The organism is Methylocystis sp. IM3, from assembly GCF_038070105.1.
Lineage (GTDB): Bacteria > Pseudomonadota > Alphaproteobacteria > Rhizobiales > Beijerinckiaceae > Methylocystis.
The window spans coordinates 2,694,852-2,714,340 of the sequence record NZ_JBBPBZ010000002.1 but is presented as its reverse complement, the minus strand read 5'-3'; the positions used below and the strand labels follow the sequence as shown (position 1 = coordinate 2,714,340).

13 protein-coding genes are annotated in these 19,489 nt (G+C 66.8%); 8 read left to right on the top strand and 5 right to left on the bottom strand.

The window, feature by feature from the left end; genetic code table 11:
• Positions 1-22 precede the first annotated feature (22 nt).
• Positions 23-631 carry a hypothetical protein gene (locus WOC76_RS15170; protein WP_341105701.1) on the top strand — a complete coding sequence of 203 codons (609 nt, stop codon included), beginning with the start codon at positions 23-25 and terminating at the stop codon, positions 629-631.
• Here WOC76_RS15170 and WOC76_RS15165 read toward each other — a convergent pair.
• The gene (locus tag WOC76_RS15165) at positions 612-1,112 is read right to left on the bottom strand and encodes a hypothetical protein (protein WP_341388886.1); all 501 of its coding nucleotides are present in this window, start codon (positions 1,110-1,112) and stop codon (positions 612-614) included. The two genes, WOC76_RS15170 and WOC76_RS15165, sit on opposite strands and share 20 nt — an antisense overlap.
• 79 nt (positions 1,113-1,191) lie before the next feature.
• Positions 1,192-1,764, bottom strand: coding sequence for an HNH endonuclease (locus tag WOC76_RS15160; protein WP_341105706.1), 573 nt, complete (start codon positions 1,762-1,764; stop codon positions 1,192-1,194).
• A 457-nt stretch (positions 1,765-2,221) separates the two neighbouring features.
• Between WOC76_RS15160 and WOC76_RS15155 the strand changes: the two genes are divergently transcribed.
• Together WOC76_RS15155 and WOC76_RS15150 are read left to right on the top strand one after the other, a co-directional pair.
• The gene (locus WOC76_RS15155) at positions 2,222-3,442 is read left to right on the top strand and encodes an exonuclease SbcCD subunit D (protein ID WP_341105708.1); all 1,221 of its coding nucleotides are present in this window, start codon (positions 2,222-2,224) and stop codon (positions 3,440-3,442) included.
• Positions 3,443-7,207: an AAA family ATPase gene (locus WOC76_RS15150; RefSeq protein ID WP_341105709.1), complete on the top strand. Its 3,765-nt coding sequence runs from the start codon at positions 3,443-3,445 to the stop codon at positions 7,205-7,207.
• A 20-nt stretch (positions 7,208-7,227) separates the two neighbouring features.
• Here the strand turns inward: WOC76_RS15150 and WOC76_RS15145 are convergent, their stop codons facing one another.
• Positions 7,228-8,448 (bottom strand): TCR/Tet family MFS transporter, encoded by a 1,221-nt coding sequence (locus WOC76_RS15145; protein ID WP_341105711.1) that lies wholly within the window; start codon positions 8,446-8,448, stop codon positions 7,228-7,230.
• Positions 8,449-8,761: 313 nt separating this feature from the next.
• Here WOC76_RS15145 and WOC76_RS15140 point away from each other — a divergent pair, with 313 nt between their 5' ends.
• From WOC76_RS15140 to WOC76_RS15130, 3 genes are all read left to right on the top strand, one after another.
• Complete coding sequence (locus WOC76_RS15140; RefSeq protein WP_341388883.1) at positions 8,762-10,381, top strand: porin; 1,620 nt, start codon at positions 8,762-8,764, stop codon at positions 10,379-10,381.
• An 87-nt stretch (positions 10,382-10,468) separates the two neighbouring features.
• The gene (locus WOC76_RS15135) at positions 10,469-11,182 is read left to right on the top strand and encodes a tetratricopeptide repeat protein (protein ID WP_341388881.1); all 714 of its coding nucleotides are present in this window, start codon (positions 10,469-10,471) and stop codon (positions 11,180-11,182) included.
• 668 nt (positions 11,183-11,850) lie between these two features.
• On the top strand, positions 11,851-13,785 hold the full coding sequence (locus tag WOC76_RS15130; protein ID WP_341105715.1) for an OprO/OprP family phosphate-selective porin: 1,935 nt from the start codon (positions 11,851-11,853) through the stop codon (positions 13,783-13,785).
• 60 nt (positions 13,786-13,845) lie between these two features.
• On the opposite strand, the gene WOC76_RS15125 is transcribed toward WOC76_RS15130, so the two are convergent.
• Positions 13,846-14,214, bottom strand: coding sequence for a hypothetical protein (locus WOC76_RS15125; protein ID WP_341105717.1), 369 nt, complete (start codon positions 14,212-14,214; stop codon positions 13,846-13,848).
• A gap of 481 nt (positions 14,215-14,695) precedes the next feature.
• Here WOC76_RS15125 and WOC76_RS15120 point away from each other — a divergent pair, with 481 nt between their 5' ends.
• Both WOC76_RS15120 and glpD read left to right on the top strand, forming a co-directional pair.
• Entirely contained in the window at positions 14,696-16,048 is a 1,353-nt protein-coding gene (locus WOC76_RS15120) for a DEAD/DEAH box helicase (protein ID WP_341431479.1), read from the top strand.
• 124 nt (positions 16,049-16,172) lie between these two features.
• Positions 16,173-17,630, top strand: coding sequence for a glycerol-3-phosphate dehydrogenase (gene glpD, locus WOC76_RS15115; RefSeq protein WP_341105721.1), 1,458 nt, complete (start codon positions 16,173-16,175; stop codon positions 17,628-17,630).
• Between the two features lie 52 nt (positions 17,631-17,682).
• Here the strand turns inward: glpD and WOC76_RS15110 are convergent, their stop codons facing one another.
• Positions 17,683-19,416: an acyl-CoA dehydrogenase gene (locus WOC76_RS15110; RefSeq protein ID WP_341105722.1), complete on the bottom strand. Its 1,734-nt coding sequence runs from the start codon at positions 19,414-19,416 to the stop codon at positions 17,683-17,685.
• Positions 19,417-19,489 lie beyond the last annotated feature (73 nt).

Below are 19,489 nucleotides of genomic sequence, written 5' to 3'. Positions count from 1 at the left end.
TCCCTCACGCTGGAGAGTAAAAATGTCATTTTTCGCTTTGCTGGCGCGTGGCCTGCAAGCGGGTTTCGCCGCTGTGTTCGCCGCCGCATTGCTCGCGCCGGCGCCCGCGCGCGCCATCAGCATGGACAAATCCTCCACCATCCGCGACCAGTGCGAGATCTCCATCGGACCCGACCTCATCGGAATCGTGTCCTACATGCCGGATCGCTCGCGCGATCGATTCTGCGGCGAGTTTCCGGCGACGGGGCGCATCATTCTGACCATAGATCTGATCGCTGAGCGGTTGCGCGAGCTTCCCCTCGAAGTGCGCATCGTCAGGGAGCCAAAGGGCCCGCTCAGCGAAGAGGACGACCTTGCGCCTTATACCGTCGCCTATGTCGCGCCGCGCCTCTATCCCGGCGGCGCCGTGCCGGTGGAGCACGTTTTCGACGAGAGCGGCGATTACGCGGCCTTCATCACGGTGACGGAGAATTCGGGGACAAAACGCACAACGCGCTTCGGATTTACGGTCGGGGGGCCGCTGCAATTCTATGCGACGGCGATTCTCGCGGGGGTGTTCCTGAGCGGCGCGGCCTTCCTCTACTGGCGGCACGCCAGCGACTTGCGGCGCGTCACTCGGGCGCGGAAGTGAGGCGCGCCGGCGCCGGCGGGGGCGCCGCGATCAGCCAGTAGATCGCGCCCGTCAGCGCGCCGGTGAGAAAGAACAGCAGGGCGATGCGTCCCTCGGCGTCGGTCATGGCTCGCGTCGGATCGAGCCCTCTCGCCGCGCGCGCGATCCAGGGGGAGGCCCCGGCGAGCAGGCCGCTGACGCCCGAATACCAGACGAGAGACCGCGCGCCCGCTGCTTCGCCGACGAGGGCGGCGACGGCGAGGGGCGCGGCGCTGGTGGCGACGATCGCGGCCCAGATGACGAAGCCGATCGCCGAGACGGCCTGCGCCGGGTCGCCATCCGCAAGCGCCTCGTCGAAGGCGGCGAAAAGCCCCGCCATGACGGACGCCAGCCCCAGTTCGCGGGTGGCGGGATCGAAGAGAGCGGAAATGACGAGAAACATCGCGCCGGTCCCGGCGGCGATGAGATAGCCGAAGATCATCACGACGATCCGGCGCAGCATGGGCTTTTCTCCGGGGCGAGCCTTTCTCCGGGCGAGCCTTTCGAGCGCGACGGTCTTTCGCGGCGGGGCGCGCTCTGGTCTAAGGCTCCAGCACAGTATCCCAATAGAGATAATCGAGCCAGCTGTCGTGCAGATAGTTGGGCGGGAACAGGCGGCCGTTGCGATGCAGATCGACGATGGTCGGCTGGAAAGGTTTCTGCGCGGGGGTCATATGCGCATCGAGCGGCAGGCGGTCGCCCTTGCGCAGATTGCAGGGCGAGCAGGCGGCGACCACGTTCTCCCATGTCGTGGCCCCGCCCTTGGAGCGCGGAATCACGTGATCGAAGGTCAGTTCGTCGTGTGCGCCGCAATATTGGCAGGTGAATCGGTCGCGCAGGAAGACGTTAAAACGAGTAAAGGCCGGCTGACGGGCCGGCCTTACATATTCTTTCAGCGATACGACCGAGGGCAGGCGCATCTCGAAGCTCGGACTTTTGACCACTTTGTCATATTCCGAGACGATGTTGACCCGATCCAGGAAAACCGCCTTGATCGCGTCCTGCCAGCCCCACAGCGACAGCGGATAATAGCTGAGGGGCCTGTAATCCGCGTTGAGCACCAGCGCGGGACAAGCCTGAGGCGAGACGTTTTGTGTTCTGAAGTGAGCGGTCACCCTGCCAGCCTCTCGGTTGCGAGAAGGGCCTGAATGGACCGCGCCAAGGTCCATGCGGCCTTTTGCGACGATATATAGTTTACAGGTAGTACGACGCGCTTGTGAAGGCGTCTGAGCCGATCGCGACGCCGGGCGCGGCCAGCGCCAGCCATTCTGAAGGGCGGCGGCGAGGCCTTCCGGCGCTCATGCAGAAAAATCTCTTAAATTCAGTTGGTTGTGTATGTCTCCCGACGCGCTGGCCGGCCCCCTGTCCGACCGGCGCCCCGTTTGCAACAGTCATGTCCGAGACTGCGAGGGCGCGGCCTGCTGGTTCTTTTTGGGTCGCTCGCCTTGCAAGGCTTCCGTTTCTCGCCTCCGCTTCCCGCACCGCGGGAGGCCGGCGGCGAGGGCGGCGGCAGGCCGAAGCTCGCGCGTTACTGCTTGCCTCCGGCCTGCCGCCTGCGGCTTACTGAAAGAGGTGATTCGACTCCTCCATACCGCCGACTGGCATCTGGGCGCCGCCTTGCAGGGATGGTCGCGGGAGCCCGAGCATCGGGCCGCGCTGGCCCAGCTCGTGGCGCTGGCGAAGGCGCGCGACGTGGACGCCGTCATCGTCGCGGGCGACGTTTTCGACAGTCTCAATCCGTCGGCAGAGGCGCAGCGTCTGCTTTACGACACGTTGCGCGACCTGCGCGCCGCCTGTCCGCGCGCGGCCATCGCGCTTCTTGCCGGCAATCACGACCCCGCCGGGCGTCTCGAGGCGCCGCGCGCCCTGTTCGAGATGGCGGGCGTGCAATCCATCGGCGTGGTGGCGCGGCGCGAGGGGGCGCTCGACGCCGAACGGCACCTGATCCCGATCCGCGCCGCTTCCGGCGACATCGGCGCCTATCTCCTCGCGCTGCCCTATCCGCGCGCCGCCGATCTGCCGGTGGCGGGGGCGGATGTCGTCGGCTCCTCCGTGGTCTGGGGCGTCCGCGCGCTTTACCGCGAGGCCGCAGCCGCCGCGCGAGCCGAAATCGGCGCCGCGCCGCTCGTCCTCACGGGCCATCTGCATGTCGCCGGGGGGCTGGAGTCCGAGGGCGCAGAGCGGCGGATTCTGGTGGGTGGCGAGCACGCCGCGCCGCCGGACATCTTCCCGGCCGACGCCGCTTATGTGGCGCTCGGCCATCTGCATCGGCCGCAAAGCGTCGGCCGCGATACGATCCGCTACAGCGGCGCGCTCATCCCCATGTCGAAAACCGAGATCGGCTATCGCCATGGCGCGACAATCGTCGAGATTGACGCGGCCGGGGTGGCGACGGCCGAGCATGTTCCGTTCGAGCGCAGCGTGCCGCATCTGCGCCTGCCGGCGGCGGGCGCGCTCGCCGTGAGCGAAATCGAGCCGGCGCTTTCGGCGCTGGCGCTCGATCTGCAAACGCCGCACGACGCGCGGCCCTTCCTGCATCTGGCGGTGCGCGTCGAGGGTCCCGCGGCCGGGCTCAAATCGGACGTTGACGCTCTTTGCGAGAAATTTCCCGTCCGGCTGGTGTCGCTCGCTGTCGAGCGGCCGCAGGCGCCTGACGTGGCCGCCGCCGCGCCGCCGCGGCTTGCCGAGCGCGAGCCTGTCGATCTCTTTCGCGAGGCTTTCGAGGCGACCCATCGCGCGCCGCCGTCCGAGGCGCATCTGCGCTGTTTCGGCGAGCTCGCGGAGGAGGGCTGATTGCGCATCCTTGCGATCCGGGGCGAGAATCTCGCCAGCCTCGCCGCGCCCTTCGCGCTTGAATTCGAGCGCGAGCCGCTGCGCTCGGCCGGCCTCTTCGCGATCGCCGGGGAGACGGGCGCGGGCAAATCGACGATCCTCGACGCCCTGTGTCTGGCGCTTTACGACGACTTCCCGCGCGTCGTCGCGCCGGGGGGCAGCGAGGAGGTGCCGGACGCCTCGGGCGAGCGCATCAAGGAAAATGACCCGCGGACCATTCTGAGACGCGGCGCGGCGCGCGGCTTCGCCGAGGTGGATTTTTCCGGCAGGGACGGGCGCCTCTATCGCGCGCGCTGCGATCTGACCCGCGCGCGCGGACGCGCCTCCGGCCGCCTGCAAAATCGCATCCGCAGCCTCTGGCGCATCGACGAGAGCGGCGAGATCGTCGAGGCCGTTGAGTCCGGCGTCGAGGCCGTCAATCGGCGCGTCGCGGCGCTCACCGATCTCACCTTCGACCAGTTCCGCCGCACGGCGCTTCTCGCGCAGGGGGATTTCGACGCCTTTCTGCGCGCCAAGCCGAACGAACGCGCCGATCTTCTGGAAAAGATCACGGGCGCCGAAATCTACGGCCTGCTGTCCAGACGCGCCTATGAAAAAACCCGCGAGGCGGGCGACAGGGTGAAGCGCCTCGAAGAGGCGCTGGCCGAGATCGGCGCGATGACCGAGGAGGCGCGCGCTGGTCTCCTTACCGAGAAGGAGGCGCTCGTCGCGCGGCGCGCCGCCCTCGACGCCGCGCAGCAGGAGGTCGTCGAGGCGCTGCGCCGTCTCGCGGCCCATGAGCAGGCGGCGGCGAAGCTGGCCCAGGCCGAAGCCGATCACGCGGCGGCGGCGCAGGCGCTCGATGCGCTGGCGCAAGAGCGCGAAAGGCGCGACGCGCTCGAACGCGTCGAGCCTTTGCGCGGGCCGCGCGACGAGACGCAAAAGGCGCGCAGCCAGCTTGCGGAGAAAGAGGCGGCGGCGGCGCGGGCGACGGAAGTGGCCGGCGCCGCGCGCGTCGCGGTCGACGCGGCGCAGGAGAAGTTGCGCCTCGCCGTCGAGGCGCTCGAGGCGAGCGCCGTTGGCGTCGAGCAGATGAAGCCGCTTTGGGAGAAGGCGGCCGAGCTCGACGCCTTGATCGACGGCCAGAAGCGGGAAGTCGCGCGTGCTGGCGCCGCCGAGACGGAGGCGACGACGGCCGCCGCTGCAAAAGCCGCGCTGCTGGCGCAAGCGCGCGCCGAGGAGCGGACGGCGGCAACGGCGCGCGATGCGGCTCATGCGGCGCGGGGCGCCCTCGACGCGGCGCGGCCGCTCGGCGAGAGATGGCCCGAGATCGACGCGCAGCTCACAAAACGCGCCCGCGCGCTTGGGGAGAAGCGGGAGGCTGCGGACCTCTTACGTAAGGCGGAAGAGGCGCTGGCGCAGGCTCGAAAGATGTGCGACGCCTTCGATCTGGCCGATGCGCATGACCGCGCCGCGCTCGCGGATGCGCTCGCACAGCGCGGCGAACGCGCGGCGGCGCGCGACGCGCTCGATGCGCCGGCCGCCCGGCGCCGGCTCGCGGAGGCCATGCGCGCGCTCGATATGGCGCAGGCGCTGGCGCGTCTTTCACATGATCACGATGCTGCGCAGGAGAAGATGGCGCGCGCGAAAGCCGACGCTGCGCGCTTCGGCGAGGAGGTCCATGCGCTCGCCGCGGCGCTCGCGGAGTTGCAGGCGCAGCGCGCGGCGCAGGTTCTGCAGAAAGAAGAGGCCGAGCGTCTCGGCGAACTTGCCGACGCGGCCGCCGATCCCCATGCGCTCAGGCTGCGCGCGACGCTCGAAGACGGCGAGGCCTGCCCGGTCTGCGGGGCGACCGACCATCCTTTCGCAGAGGCGCGCGATGCCGCCAGCGAATTGGTGAGCGCCTTGCGGGCGAAGCGTGACGCGGCGCGCCGCACGCTGGAGGCCACCGAGGCGGCGATGGCGGAGAAAGGCGCGGGCGAAGCGAGAGCTCGCGCCCGCTGCGAGGAGGCAACGCAACGGCGCGGCGAGGCGCAAGCGGCGATCGAACGCGCGGCGCAGGACTATGCCCGGCGGCTGGCGCGCGAACCGCTCGACGGCGCCCCTGCGGCCATCGCAGACGCCGCCGAAGGGCTGCACGCGCTGATCGCCCAGGCGGAGACCCTGCGCGTTGGGCAAGAGCAAATCATCGAGACGGCCGAGCGGCTCGGCGCCGACATCGAGCGGCTCGGTAAGGCGGCCGAGGGTTGGCGCGCCGCCATGGACGCCAGGCGCGTGATGCGCGAGGAGGAGGAGACGCGCGCCCGGCGCGCGGGCGAGGATCGCGCCCGGCTCGGCGAGGTCGTCGCCAGCGCCACGAGGGAACTGGCGGCGTTGGACGAGGCGCTCGCGTCCTATCTCGCATTGGGCGACCTCGCGACCGCCGATCTCGACCGCGATCCCGACGGCGCGCGACGGCGCCTGGCGGAAAGCGGCGCGAAATTCAAAGAAGCCGAGGCGGCGCTCGCCGACGCGGAGCAGCGCCTCGCGGAGACGGCGCGTCGCGCCGCATCGCTCGACGTCGAGGCGCGTGCAGAGGCCGGGATCGCGGCTTCGGCTGTCGCCGATCATGGCGCGCGGCGCGGGGAGCTTGCGCGCCTCGAAGCCGAGCGGGAGCAGTTGCTCGGCGGCGAGGAGACGGCGCGCCATCGCGCCCGCGTCGAGGAAAAGCACAATGCCGCGCGCCTCTTCCACGATGCGGCCAAAGACGCGCTCGCCTCGGCGGACAAGGCAAAGGCGGCTTGCGACGCCCGTAGCGCCGCCGCCGCCGCCGAGAGGGAAACGGCGCGCGACGCTCTCGAAACGAGGAAAGCCGCATTTGCCGCCGCGCTCCTTGCCGCAGGTCTGACGGCGCAGGAGGCGGACCCGCTGCTCTCGGTTTCGCCGCAAGAGGCCCAGGCCATGCGTCAGCGTGTCGACACGGCGATGGCCGGGCTGGCGTCGGCGGTCCGGGCGCTCGACGAGCGCCGCGCCGACCTGGCCGAGGCGACTGAAGGGCTGCCGGAGACGCCGCGCGCCGAACTCGAGACGATGCGGACCGAGGGCGCGGCGGAGATCGAGGAGGTTCTCACGCGGCTCGGCGCTTTGCAGCAGCATCTTGCGCAGGACGACGCCGCGCGCGCCCGTGCGGCCGCGCTCACTGGCGACATCAAAGAGTCGCGCGCCCTGAGCAAGACGTGGGAGGAGATCAACGCCGCGATCGGCTCGAGGGAAGGGGACAAGTTCCGCCGCTTCGCGCAGAGCGTGACGCTGGAGCAACTCGTCGCGCTCGCCAATCAGCGGCTCGCTTTGCTCGCGCCGCGCTACCGGCTTGAGCGCGCGGGAGAGATGGGCGCGCTCGGCCTTCAGATCGTCGATCGCGATCTGGGCGACGAGCGGCGCTCGACCCGCTCGCTTTCGGGCGGCGAGCGTTTCCTCGCCTCTCTCGCGCTCGCCCTCGCGCTTGCCGGGCTCGAGGGGCGCGACTCCTTCGTCGATACGCTTTTCATCGACGAAGGCTTCGGCGCGCTCGACGCCGGGACCCTCGACGTCGCCATAGACGCGCTGGAGAATCTACAGGGACAGGGACGCAAGGTCGGCGTCATCAGCCATGTCGAATCCCTGCAAAGCCGCATCGCTACGAAAATCTGCGTCGAACGACGCGGCGGCGGCGTCAGCGTCGTGCGCCTGCGCGCGCCGGGCTTGGAGGCTGCGGAGGCTGCCGGCTGACGCCCCCCTTGTGAAAGGGATCAGCCTTGAGCGCGCCGGATCGCCGTGAGCCCGATGGCGAGGCTCGTCGCGAGCAGCAGGCCGGCCATGAAATAGCCGGCGCCGGGGAAGAAGTCCGCCGCCAGCGAGAAGGCGAAGATCTGCGAGAAAAAGAGCGGCCCGACCATGCCGGAGACGCCGCGAAGGCTCCCCAAAGCGCCCTGGAGACGGCCCTGTTCGGAGGCGGCGGCGAACCGCGTCGCGAGGCCCTGGAAAGAGGGATTCGCCATGCCCCACATGGCGATGAGCGGCGGCGCGGCCATGAAGAGCGCTCCCGTCGGCGCGAAAGCGTAGGCGAGGAAGCCGAGCGCCCCGCAGGCGAGCGCGATCGTCAGTGTCGTCTTCTCGCCGAGCCGTTTCACGGCCGGGCGCACGAGCGCGCCGGAGACGATGGTCTGCGAAATGCCGACGATGGCCAGCGCCCAGCCGGTCGTGCTCGGATCCCAGTTGTAGCGGTGCTGCGTGTAGAGGACGAAGAGCGCGGGCAGCGACTCATGCGCCAGATAGGAGAGGAACAGCGCCGCGGCGAGCAGCGTGAGCGCCGGCTGTCGCCTCAGGAACTCGAGCGATCCGAGCACATTGGCGCTGCGCCAGACGATCTTCGGCGTGCGCTTCTCGGGCGCAAGCGATTCAGGGAGGATGAATGCGCCATAGAGGAAATTGGCAAGGCTGAAGGCCGCCGCCGCCCAGAAGGGGAGGCGCAGATCATGGGCGCCGAGCGCGCCGCCGATCGCCGGCCCGAGGATGAAGCCAAGGCCAAACGCCGCGCCGATCATCCCGAACCGGCCGGCGCGTTTCTCGGGCTCCGTGATGTCGCTGATGTAGGCGTTGGCGGTGGCGACGCTCGCCGCGGTCGCGCCCGAGATGAGTCGCCCGACGAAAAGAAAGGGCAGGGAGGGCGCGAGCGCCATGAAGACGTAATCGAGCCCGAGTCCGAGATTCGACGCCAGCACGACCGGCCGGCGCCCGAAATGGTCGGAGAGCGCCCCGAGCACGGGCTGGAAGAGAAACTGCATCGCCGCCCAGGCGAAACCGAACATGCCGACGATACGCGCCGCCGATTGCAGATCGCCGCCCTCGAACTGGACGATGAGCTTCGGCAGCACGGGAATGATGACGCCGAGCGCCAGCATGTCCAGTGCAACAGTGACGAGGATGAAGAGAAACGCCGCCTCTCTCCGAGGCTGAGGCGCAGATGTCATGGGCGGCCCTGAAGACTTCGATTTGTCAACGTTCGATAGCGGCAAAGCCCCGACCCCGCAAGGAGTCCCGCGTCTGTCCCCGGCGAACCGCGCGCGGCGGGCCAAAAAGGCTGCGCGGCAAGCGCCGTTGTTACGAAACTGCCACTTCGATCAGGGGGATAGCCTCTGGACTGTGGCATGGGAGCCACAATTGCCCGCGAGTTGATTGTCACAATCCGAGCGCGCCCGCCGCGTCCCCGCTTTTGTCACGGCTCTGTCATCTGACGACGGATTCTCTCGCGACCGGAACTTAACGTTTGGGGAAGGTCCATAAATGAATTCTCGTTTCGGAAGCCGCATCCTCGCCTGGGCGGCGTTGGGGGTATCGGTCGCCTTCGCGGCGCCGGCGACGGCGGACACCGCCGACGAAATTCGCGCCCTGAAAGCGCGACTGAACAAGCTCGAAGCGCAGGAGGCGGAGTCCAAGCGCGCCGCCAAGGCCGCTGCGGCTCAGGCGGCTGCGGCGGCCGCCGCCCATCCCGCGCCCGTCGTCATCGCGGGAGCGCCGCCGGCGCCGAAGCATTGGTACGAGAAGATCAGCATCCGCGGCTATACGCAGATGCGCTACAACGACATCCTCTCGGCCCATAATTTCAATGACGCTTATGCATATGGCGACAGATCTGTCGGGCCGCGTCAGAACTTCTTCCTTCGCCGCATCCGCTTGATCTTCAGCGGCGACATCAGCGATCATCTCTATCTCTATCTGCAGCCCGACTTCGCCTCGTCGCCGTCCGGCACCTTCAGCAATACGCCTTCCTCGGTCGTCTCGGGCGTTCCCTATTACGGCTATTACAACTACCAGGTCGGCACGTACAACCTGAACGCCGGCAATTTCGCGCAGCTACGCGACGCCTATGCCGATATTTCGGTGGACGAGAAGAAGGAATTCCGGTTCCGCGTCGGTCAGTCGAAAATCCCTTACGGCTTCACCAACTTGCAGTCGTCGCAAAACCGACTGACGCTCGACCGCCCGGATGGGCTCAACACCTGCTGTAAGGACGAACGCGACCTCGGCGTGTTCTTTTACTATACGCCCGAGCATATGCGTCACCTCTTCAGGGATCTGGTCAAGAACAACCTGAAGGGTTCGGGCGATTACGGCATGTTCGCCTTCGGCGTCTATAATGGCCAGGGCGCGAACCGCGTCGAGCTGAACAAGGGCGTCCATCTCGTCAGCCGCTTTACCTATCCTTATGTCTTCGAAAACGGTCAGGTCGTCGAAGCCTCGATCCAGGGCTATACGGGCCGGTTCGTGCCGGCGACCACGGCGATCATTCCGTCCCTCGGCATGGCGACGAATTGGGCGGGCTATCGCCCGAACCAGTATCCGTGGAACGCGTCGCCCTTTACCGGCGCCGTCGTGCCCTTCGTGAATGCGCCGGGCTACAACAGCCCGAACAACTTCAACACGACCTACTACCCGACCCCCGCTTCGGGCGTCTGGAACCCCTCCTGCGTCAATGGTTGTACGGGCGTCAAGGATGAGCGCGTCGCCGTCACCGGCATCATCTACCCGCAGCCCTTCGGCGTCTTCGCCGAATGGAATTGGGGCCGCGGCCCGGTGCTCGATCCGTACCAGCTCGTCGTCAAGGACGGCAAGCTGAACGGCGGCTATATCCTGGTCACTTACAAATATGACGACAAGGAATTCGGTCTCGGCACCTTCTTCCCCTATGTCCAGTGGCAGCAGTATCGTGGCGGCGCGAAGACCGAAGTCAATGCGCCCTACAACAGGGTGAACGAAATCGAGGCCGGCATCGAATGGCAGCCTCTCCCCGAGGTCGAGTTCACCGCCGCCTATTCGCACATGAACCGCACCAACCTGGCGCTCGCGCCTTACCGGCAGTGGCAGGGCGATCTGTTGCGCATGCAGCTCCAATGGAACTACTGACCTAGTACAAGCAAAATCCGTCTCGAACGTCCCCGGCCTTCCGGGGGCGTTCATTTCGTTTCTCAAGGGTAAGAATAGGCAGACCAAATGCTGAAACGCGTCCTGTGTCTCGTCTGCTTCGCCGCGTTGGCGCCGGCGGCGCAGGCGGACGATTATGCTTCCGCCACCGAGGCCGCGCGCAAGGGCGACTACGCCATGGCGTTCAGATTGTTGAAGCCGCTCGCCGAAAAGGGGGACGCGCGCGCGCAAAACGAACTCGGCGCGATGTATATGAGCGGCAAGGGCGCGCCGCCCGATCCCAAGGAGGCGCTGAAATGGATGAAGCTGGCCGCCGACCACGGCAATGCGGCCGCGCAGTCCAATCTCGGCACCATGTATCTTGAAGGGCAACTGGTGGCGCGCGATTACAAGGAGGCGATGAGGTGGAGCCTTCTCGCCGCCGGCCAGGGGGTCGCGGCGGCGCAGATGAATGTCGCCAGCATGTATTATGACGGCGCCGGCGTCGCGCAGAATTACGACGAGGCGGCGAAATGGGTGCGGCTCGCGGCCGCGCAGGGCGACCCGGAAGCGCAGTTGAATCTTGGCACCATGTACACCCTCGGCCAGGGATTGAGCCAGGATTTTCTGCACGGCTACATGTGGACGCATCTCGCGATCGAGCAGCCCGCGCTCGCGATGAACGAGAGCGAAAAGAAATCCGTCCACGAACTTTCGGCGAAGACGCTCACAGCGCAAGAGATCGCGACAGCCGAAAGCATGATGAAGAAATGCCGGGCGTCACGCTTCAAGGACTGTGACTGACCCGCCGCCGATCGCCGCTCCAAAAACGCCCCCGGGGACAGCCCCCGGGGGCGTTTTTCGTTTTGATGACGTTGAACCTTCCCGATCTTTCGCTCACGGGAGCGCTCGCAAGCTCTCATATCTCGCGAGGGGCTGATCGACGGGGATTGTTTCAGCCCCGTTCAGCCAAGTCCGCCACCACGCCCCTGCGGCGATAAGCCTTGCGCCCGTTGATCAAGCCACTGGACGGCGGGCAGGTTCCAGGGCCGGCAGGCGAATCCCCGAGACTTGTCTCTTCGATCGACCTGACGTCGTCGTCGGATTCACCCGAGACGCGCCGAGGAGACTGCTCGAAAAATGTTTCTCGTTTTTTTCCAATCGGAGCGCAATTGTTTCTGTTTTATAGGTGGATCTGACAAAATTTCGGCAAGAAGCGGCTTAAATTTCTGGATTGTGTCTGTTAAATCAAAGTAAGCGCATAATAGAAATCATAGAAACAGAACAGAAATAGTAGCGCAAGCTTAGCCTACAGGTGGTATTGTGTTGCAGACATGCAACTAGTCTTTGTTTGAATCCCGAGAGTCTTTCCGAAATAGGTTCTTGTCATGTTTCTGTCGTGGAAGTTGCGTCAGTGTAAGGCTGTAGCCTAAAATATGGGCACGTCCGAGATTCTCAGGTCGGAGATCGAAATGTTGATTAAAAAGTGGGCAGTCCGGGGCGTTGCGCTCGGCGCATTAATCGCGACGACGGGCGCGCATGCGGCCGCCGACGTGAACGCAATCGACGCTCGCCTACGCGCGCTCGAGGCGGAGATCGCGAAGCTGCGGAAGGAGGCCAGGGAGGCCAAGGCGCAGGCCGCCGCCGCCGCGACCAAGGCGACCAATGTCGCGAACGCTGCGGTGGTGAAGGGCGACGCTGGCCCGCCGCCGCCGCCGCCGGTGTTCGTCAGCTTGAAGAGCGGCCTCCTCATCGAGACCGAGGACAAGGCCTTCGCCTTCAAGGTCGGCGGCCGTCTGTTCGTGGATGGCGGCGGCACCGCCGGCTCCCCCGGAAATAGTTGGCAGGGGAACGTGGGTTTTGGTCAGGCGCGACTGGAAGTCGAAGGCCGGATGAGGCCCTGGTTCTACAAAATGCAATACGACTTCGCCAACTCCACGACGCAGCTTTGGAACACCAATCTGCCGAATGCGAATACGGTGGCGGGTCTCGCCTTCTGGTCGCGAAACTACGTGACCGACCGAAACTTTCTCTGGGGCGGCTGGCGCGACGCTTACATCGGCCTGCAGGATCCCCGCCTGTCGGCGCCGTGGCTGGCGGAGCCGGTCTATTTCAAGATCGGCAGCCAATACGAGTCCTTCAGCCTCGAGGCGCTGGCGTCATCGAAATACCGCGACACCATCGAGCGTCCGCTGGCGGTCGACGCCATCGCGCCCTTCCGCCACCTCGGCATCGCGGCCGGCATGATCGGCAAGGACAACTGGACCGCTCACGTGGGCCTCTACTCGCTGAGCTTCCAGGACCTCAACATGCGCCCGGTCAATACGTCGTCGGGCAATGTGGGCGCCTTCGTGCCGGCCTATAACGGCTACGGCGTCAGAAACGCCAACTGGTGGCAGCCCTGGGGCGGCGGCGCCTATTGGGAGGCCACGGGCCGCGTGACCTGGGCGCCGATCTATGACGAGCATCGTCTCGTGCATATCGGCGTCGCCGGCAGCTATCACCAGCCGAACAACTCCAGCGCCTACAGCGACGACCGCAATATGGCGCCGGGCAATCGCCTTGGGTCGGAAGCCAATGTTCTGGGCTCGAACTTCCTCGGGACGCCGGATCTTTCCTGCGGCCGCTTCCTTCAGCCGACCGTCTTCCAGACGACCGGGACCGTCTGGAACCAGTATAACGCCGCGAGCAACTGCGTAAAGGATATCCAGAAACTCGACCTCGAAGCCGCGCTCTCCTACAACAACTTCTTCGTTCAGGGCGAATGGCTGGTGGCGAACTACAACCGCAACACCTTTGCGGCCGCCGAGTTCGCGCAGGCCCAGTTGACGCAATTGGGCGCGCCCACGCCGGCTCAAGGGATCTATCTGTCGCCCGGCAATTCCCGTTACGTTGCGAGCGGCGGCTATGTCCAGGGCGAGTGGTGGATCACGGGCGAAGAAAAGTCCCAGTCCTATGACATGAAGGACAAGAACGGCGTGACCTTCGGCCAGCTGAAGATCAAGGACCCGTTCTCCAAGGGCGGCTGGGGCGCCTGGGGTCTGGTCGGCCGCTGGAGCGTTCTCAACCTGAACAACGGCCCTTTCTCGGGCGGCAATATCAACAACGCGCTGTTCTTCGCCAACAACGCGTTCGGGCTGGCGGGCTCTCCGCTCCCCGGAACCCCCGCCCAGATCGCCAACGCCACCCTGCTGCAGAACGCCATCGCCAATTCCGGCATCTATGGCGGCTACCAGCAGAACGTGACGGCCGGCATCAACTGGTATCCGGACAATGGCGTCGCCTTCCAGTTCAACGCCACGCACGTGATGTCGCTGAAGTCGCCGCTCAACTGGAACCCGCAGGCGATGTACGAGGGCGGATCGCATCCGACCTTCCTCGAACTGCGCACCAAGGTCTATTTCTAGACCGGACAGAGCGCCACGCATCTGCGCCCCCCAAACGGGGGCGCAGATTTTTTTCAGCCGCTATTTTTTGTCTGCCGACGCGGCCGCCGAGCCGACGAGCTTCTCGATCACATAAAGATTGAAGCTCACGTTGGAGACCACGCCGTCGAAGCAGATGGTCTTGAGTTCGTCCATTTTTTCATCCGCCGGACGGGCGTAATAAATCTTCAGAACCTGTCGTCCGTTCGTCCAGACCGCATGTGTCTTGCCGTCGGCGCTCATGCCGCGCAGCAACTCCGCGTAATTGTGGTCGGAAATGTATTTCTCGGCCTTTGCCCGGTCGACGCAGCCCGTGATCTCCTCGGCCGGTTTTTGCGGCGCGGGCTCGGCATGGGCGCCGGCGCAGGCGAAAGCCAGATACAAAGCGCATGTCCGTCCGAGAGTCTTCATGGTCTCCCTCCGAAGGGTTCGAACGCGGGACCGCCCGTGTCGAAGCGACCGGCTTCGAGGACTTTGACACCGTGGCGGCTGATGGATCGAGCCACACTATATCCGTTTCGACGCGTCCAAAAGCGCGGAAGCGAAAGGCTTGCGATTTTCTCTTGCGCATTCCGCGCCGGACGGGCCGAACGCCTCGCCGCGCCCATGCAGGGCCCGCCTCGTTCTGTTTCCTCGACCTTGCTGCGGCGAAAACGCCGCATTGACCGCAGCCTGCGCTTGCTGTAGCAACGAACCGCTGCGCCGCAGCATGAGGCTGCTCCAGCCGCGTAGATCGGACAAACGCCCTTTGGGCGCCCGACCAGCTGTCGAGCCTCCTTCACATTTCCTAAGCGACGGCCCGATACGCGGGGCAGGTCTCCCTTTTACCGGATCGACCCAACCGCGCTCGAAGAGTGGGCCGCGGCGCGCGATCTCTCACGAAAGAACCTAAGTGACCAAATTTTCCGATCTCGGCCTCGCCGAGATTCTGCTTCGCGCCCTCGATCGCGAGGGCTATGAGACTCCGACCTCCATTCAGGCCCAGGCGATCCCGTATCTTCTCCAGGGCCGCGATCTCCTCGGCATCGCCCAGACCGGCACCGGCAAGACGGCGGCTTTCGCTCTGCCGATCCTGGAACGGCTCGCCGCCGACCGGCGCCGGCCGGCGCCCTTCACGGCGCGGGCGCTGGTGCTTGCCCCGACGCGTGAGCTCGCCGCGCAGATCGCCGACAGTTTCCGCGCCTATGGGCAGTTCATGCGGCCGAGCGTCGGCGTCATCGTCGGCGGCGTTTCGCATCGCCCGCAGATCGACATGCTGGCGCGCGGGCTCGACGTGCTCGTCGCGACGCCCGGCCGGCTGCTCGATCATGTCGCGAGCGGCCGCATGCGGCTCGCCACGACCGAAGTGCTCGTGCTCGACGAAGCCGATCACATGCTCGATCTCGGTTTCATCGTGCCGATCCGCCAGATCGTCGCCAAGCTTCCCAAGCAGCGCCAGACGCTCCTGTTCTCGGCCACGATGCCGAAGGAGATCTCCGGGCTCGCGCAGGACATGCTGAACAATCCCGCCGAGGTCGCCGTGACGCCAGTCGCGACGACGGCCGAGCGCGTCGCGCAGCATGTGTTCCTCGTCGATGGCGGCGCCAAGCGCGACATGCTCATCGAACTGATGAACGACGCGGAGATTTCGCGCGCCATCGTCTTCACGCGCACCAAGCGCGGCGCCGATCGCGTGGCGCAGCATCTCGACGCGGCCGGGGTCGGCGCCGAGGCGATCCACGGCAACAAGAGCCAGAGCCAGCGCATCCGTGCGCTCGACTCCTTCCGCAAGGGCCGCACCCGCGTGCTGGTCGCGACCGACATCGCGGCGCGCGGCATCGACGTCGACGGCGTGACGCATGTCGTCAATTACGAATTGCCTGAGACGCCGGAGGCCTATGTCCATCGCATCGGCCGCACCGCGCGCGCCGGCGCTTCGGGCCGGGCGATTTCCCTTTGCGACAATGGCGAGCGGCCACTGCTGCGTCAGATCGAAAAGGTCACGCGTCAATCGCTGCCCGTGACCGACCGGCGCAGCGACGACCAGCGTCACGAGGAAGCGGCTCCGGCGCGCCGGGGCGGTCGCGGCGGCGCGCCAAAGAGCAATGGCGGCGCCCGTCCGGCGCCGAAACATCCGCGCCGCGAAGGCGGACCGCACCGCGACGGCCCCCGTCCCGAGGGCGCCCCCCGCCCGGCGCGCGCGGCCAACGGCCAGAAGCGCCGCGCGTATGGCGGCGGCGGTCGACCGGCCGCGCCGCGAGGCTGATGACGAAAGCCGTCCCGGATCGGGGCGGCTTTTCACTTTGGCGGCGTCGCTTGCGGGCGCGCTTTCTTGCGCGCGGCCCCGGCTGCCTTAGATTGAGCCTGAAGCCAACGAGGGCGGCGGGCGCATGTACGATCTTCTCATCATCGGCGGCGGAATCAACGGCTGCGCCATCGCGCGCGACGCGGCGGGGCGCGGGCTTTCTGTCCGGCTCGTCGAGCAGAACGATCTCGCAAGCGGCACGTCTTCCGCTTCGACGAAACTGATCCATGGCGGACTGCGCTATCTCGAACTCTATGAGTTTCGTCTCGTGCACGAGGCGCTGGCCGAGCGCGAGCTGCTGCTCGCCGCCGCGCCGCATGTGATCTGGCCGCTGAAATTCGTTTTGCCGCACGAGAGGGGTCTGCGTCCGGTCTGGATGCTGCGGCTCGGACTTTTCCTCTACGATCATCTCGCGCGGCGCAAGCGGCTCGAGGGCTCGCATATGGTGTCGCTGAAAGGCGATGCGCTCGGCGCGCCGCTGCGCGAGACCTATTCGGTCGGTTTCACCTATGCCGACTGCTGGGTCGATGATTCGCGCCTCGTCGCGATCAATGCGCTGGACGCCAAGGAGCGCGGCGCGACGATCGGCGTCGGCGAGAAGCTCGTCGAGGCGCGGCGCGAGGCGGGGCGCTGGCTCGCGTCGCTGGAGGGCGGCGCGAAGATCGAAGCGCGCGCGCTCGTCAACGCCGCCGGGCCATGGGTGTCGCAGGTGATCGACGGCGCGCTGCATATCGCCTCGCGCAAGCATGTGCGGCTCGTGAAGGGCTCGCATCTCGTCACGCGCAAGCTCTATGAGGGCGCGCAGGCCTATATTCTGCAAAACCCCGACGGGCGCATCGTTTTCGTCATCCCCTACGAGGGCGACTTCACGCTCGTCGGCACCACCGACGTGCCTTATGACGGCCCGCCGGGGTCGGTCGAGATCAGCGCGGCGGAAACGGATTATCTGCTCGCGGCGGTCAATCATTTCCTGCGTCGTCCGCTGAGCCGGGACGATGTCGTCTGGAGCTATTCGGGCCTTCGGCCGCTTTACGACGACGGCGCGCTCGACGCCTCCGTGGTGACGCGCGACTACGCCTTCGATCTCGATGCGCCCGTGGGCTCGCCGCCCGCGCTTTCGGTCTTCGGCGGCAAGATCACCACGGCGCGCCGGCTCGCGGAACATGCGCTCGACGATCTTGCGCCCTATCTGCCGCCGCATGGCGGCGCATGGACTCAAGGCGCCGTCTTCCCCGGCGGCGAGATGGCCTTTGACGCGTTCCTCGCGCATCTCGAGGCAGAAAAGCCATTCCTCGGCGGCGCCCTCGCCCTTCGACTCGCGCGCGCCTATGGGACGCGCGCGGAACGATTCCTCAAACATGCGCGGTCGATGTCGGATCTCGGCCGCGACTTCGGTTGTGGCCTCACGGAGGCCGAAGTGCGTTACCTCATCGAGAACGAATGGGCGCGCAGGGCAGAGGACGTCTTGTGGCGGCGCTCGAAACTGGGCCTGCATATGAACGAGGCGCAGCGGCAGGGCTTGCGTGATTTCATGGGCGCGTAGCCACCTCCCTGTCCTTCCCCCGCTCTGCGGGAGAGGGGTGGGGAAGGGGGCGTCAGCCGCGCAACGCCTCCGCCGCCGCCGTCACCGACGGCGCGCCTTCCGTCACCATGCGCGCCAGTCCCGGCGCAGCGACGGCGACGTTCTTTGCGAAGAAATGCGAAAGGGTTTCGTAGCGCGCGGCGTTGGGGTCGTTCTCGCGGCGCGCGCGGCGCGCGCCTTTCTCCAGTAGCGTCGCGCCGCGCGCGAGCGCGAAGAGCCGCAGATAGGGCGTGGCGCCCGCGAGCCCGTCGGCGGGCGCGGCTTTCATGGCGCGCGCCATGTAATCGCTCGCCTGCGCGAAGGCCTCCACCGCCTCGGCGACGGCGGCGAAGTCGCTTTCGTGCGCGACGGCGCGCATGTCGTCGATCTCGCGCCGCAGCGCGGCGCCTCCGGACATGGCGAGCTTGCGGCCGACGAGGTCGATCGCCTGAATGCCGTTCGTGCCTTCATAGATCGCGCAGATGCGCGCGTCGCGCATGAGCTGGGCGACGCCCGTCTCCTCGATATAGCCCATGCCGCCGAAGACCTGCACGGCGAGCGAGGTCGCCTCATTGCCGATGTCGGTCGCGAAGGCCTTGGCGACGGGGGTCAGCAGGCTCGCGCGTTCCTCGGCGTCCTTCGCGCGCGCAGGATCGGCGTCGCGATGGGCGCGGTCGATCGCCGCCGCGGTCTCGAAGCAGACGGCGCGCGCCGCCGCCGTGAGGCTCGCCATGGTGAGGAGCATGCGCGCCACATCGGGATGTTCGACGATGGCGCTCGTTTGCGCCGCGCCCGGCGCTCGGCCCTGCCTGCGCTCGCGGGCATAGGCGAGCGCCGCCTGGCTCGCCCGCTCGGCGAGCGCAACGCCCTGAAGACCCACCGAAAGACGGGCGTTGTTCATCATCGTGAACATGCAGGCGAGACCGTTGTGCTCTTCGCCGACGAGGAAGCCGAGGGCGTCCTCATAGATCATGGTGCAGGTGGGCGAGCCGTGGATTCCGAGCTTGCGCTCAATGCCCGCGCAGCGCAGCGCGTTGCGCCGCGTGAAAGCGCCCGCCTCGTTGGGCAGGAATTTCGGCGCGAGGAAAAGAGAGATGCCCTTCACGCCGGGAGGCGCGTCAGGGAGCCGCGCCAGCACGAGATGCGCAATGTTTCCGACGAGGTCGTGCTCGCCATAGGTGATGAATATTTTCTGGCCCGTGAGACGGTAAGATCCGTCTTCATTGCGCTCGGCGCGCGTGCGCAGGAGCGCGAGATCGGAGCCGGCCTGCGGCTCGGTCAGATTCATCGTCGCGGTCCATTCGCCGCTGACGATCCTGCGCAGATAGGTCTCTTTCAACGCCGCGCTGGCATGCGCCTCCAGCGCCTCGATGGCGCCGTGGCTCAGGAGCGGGCAGAGCGCGAAGGAGATATTGGCCGCGTTCCAGATTTCCGTGCAGGCGGCGTTGAGGAGAGCGGGCAGGCCCATGCCGCCATGCTCCGGCGCCGCGCCGAGTGCAGTCCAGCCGCCCGCCCGCCATTGCGCATAGGCCTCGCGCCAGCCGGGCGGCGTGGTTACGGCGCCGTCGGCATAATGCGCGCCGACGCGGTCGCCGGTTCGGTCGAGCGGCAGCAACTGCTCCTCGGCGAATTTGGCCGCCTCGGCCAGCGTCTGCTCCGCGAGGCCCCCGGCGAGATCAGCGTAGCGCCCATCTGCCTCGAGCGCCTCCCGGCCCGCGGCGAGGCGAAGCGAAAAGATGAGGTCCTGAACCGGCGCGCGATAAGTCATTCCAGCCTCTTGAAGCGAATCACGGGCTGAATGTAGGGCGCCTCGGCCGCCCGCGCGCCTGCGACGCGGCTCT

Excerpts from the sequence above, each read along its gene's own strand:
- WOC76_RS15170 (WP_341105701.1), top strand. The coding sequence starts at position 23 with ATGTCATTTTTCGCTTTGCTGGCGCGTGGCCTGCAAGCGGGTTTCGCC.
- WOC76_RS15165 (WP_341388886.1), bottom strand. The coding sequence starts at position 1,112 with ATGCTGCGCCGGATCGTCGTGATGATCTTCGGCTATCTCATCGCCGCC.
- WOC76_RS15145 (WP_341105711.1), bottom strand. The coding sequence starts at position 8,448 with ATGACATCTGCGCCTCAGCCTCGGAGAGAGGCGGCGTTTCTCTTCATC.
- WOC76_RS15140 (WP_341388883.1), top strand. The coding sequence starts at position 8,762 with ATGAATTCTCGTTTCGGAAGCCGCATCCTCGCCTGGGCGGCGTTGGGG.
- WOC76_RS15135 (WP_341388881.1), top strand. The coding sequence starts at position 10,469 with ATGCTGAAACGCGTCCTGTGTCTCGTCTGCTTCGCCGCGTTGGCGCCG.
- WOC76_RS15130 (WP_341105715.1), top strand. The coding sequence starts at position 11,851 with ATGTTGATTAAAAAGTGGGCAGTCCGGGGCGTTGCGCTCGGCGCATTA.
- WOC76_RS15125 (WP_341105717.1), bottom strand. The coding sequence starts at position 14,214 with ATGAAGACTCTCGGACGGACATGCGCTTTGTATCTGGCTTTCGCCTGC.
- glpD (WP_341105721.1), top strand. The coding sequence starts at position 16,173 with ATGTACGATCTTCTCATCATCGGCGGCGGAATCAACGGCTGCGCCATC.
- WOC76_RS15110 (WP_341105722.1), bottom strand. The coding sequence starts at position 19,416 with ATGACTTATCGCGCGCCGGTTCAGGACCTCATCTTTTCGCTTCGCCTC.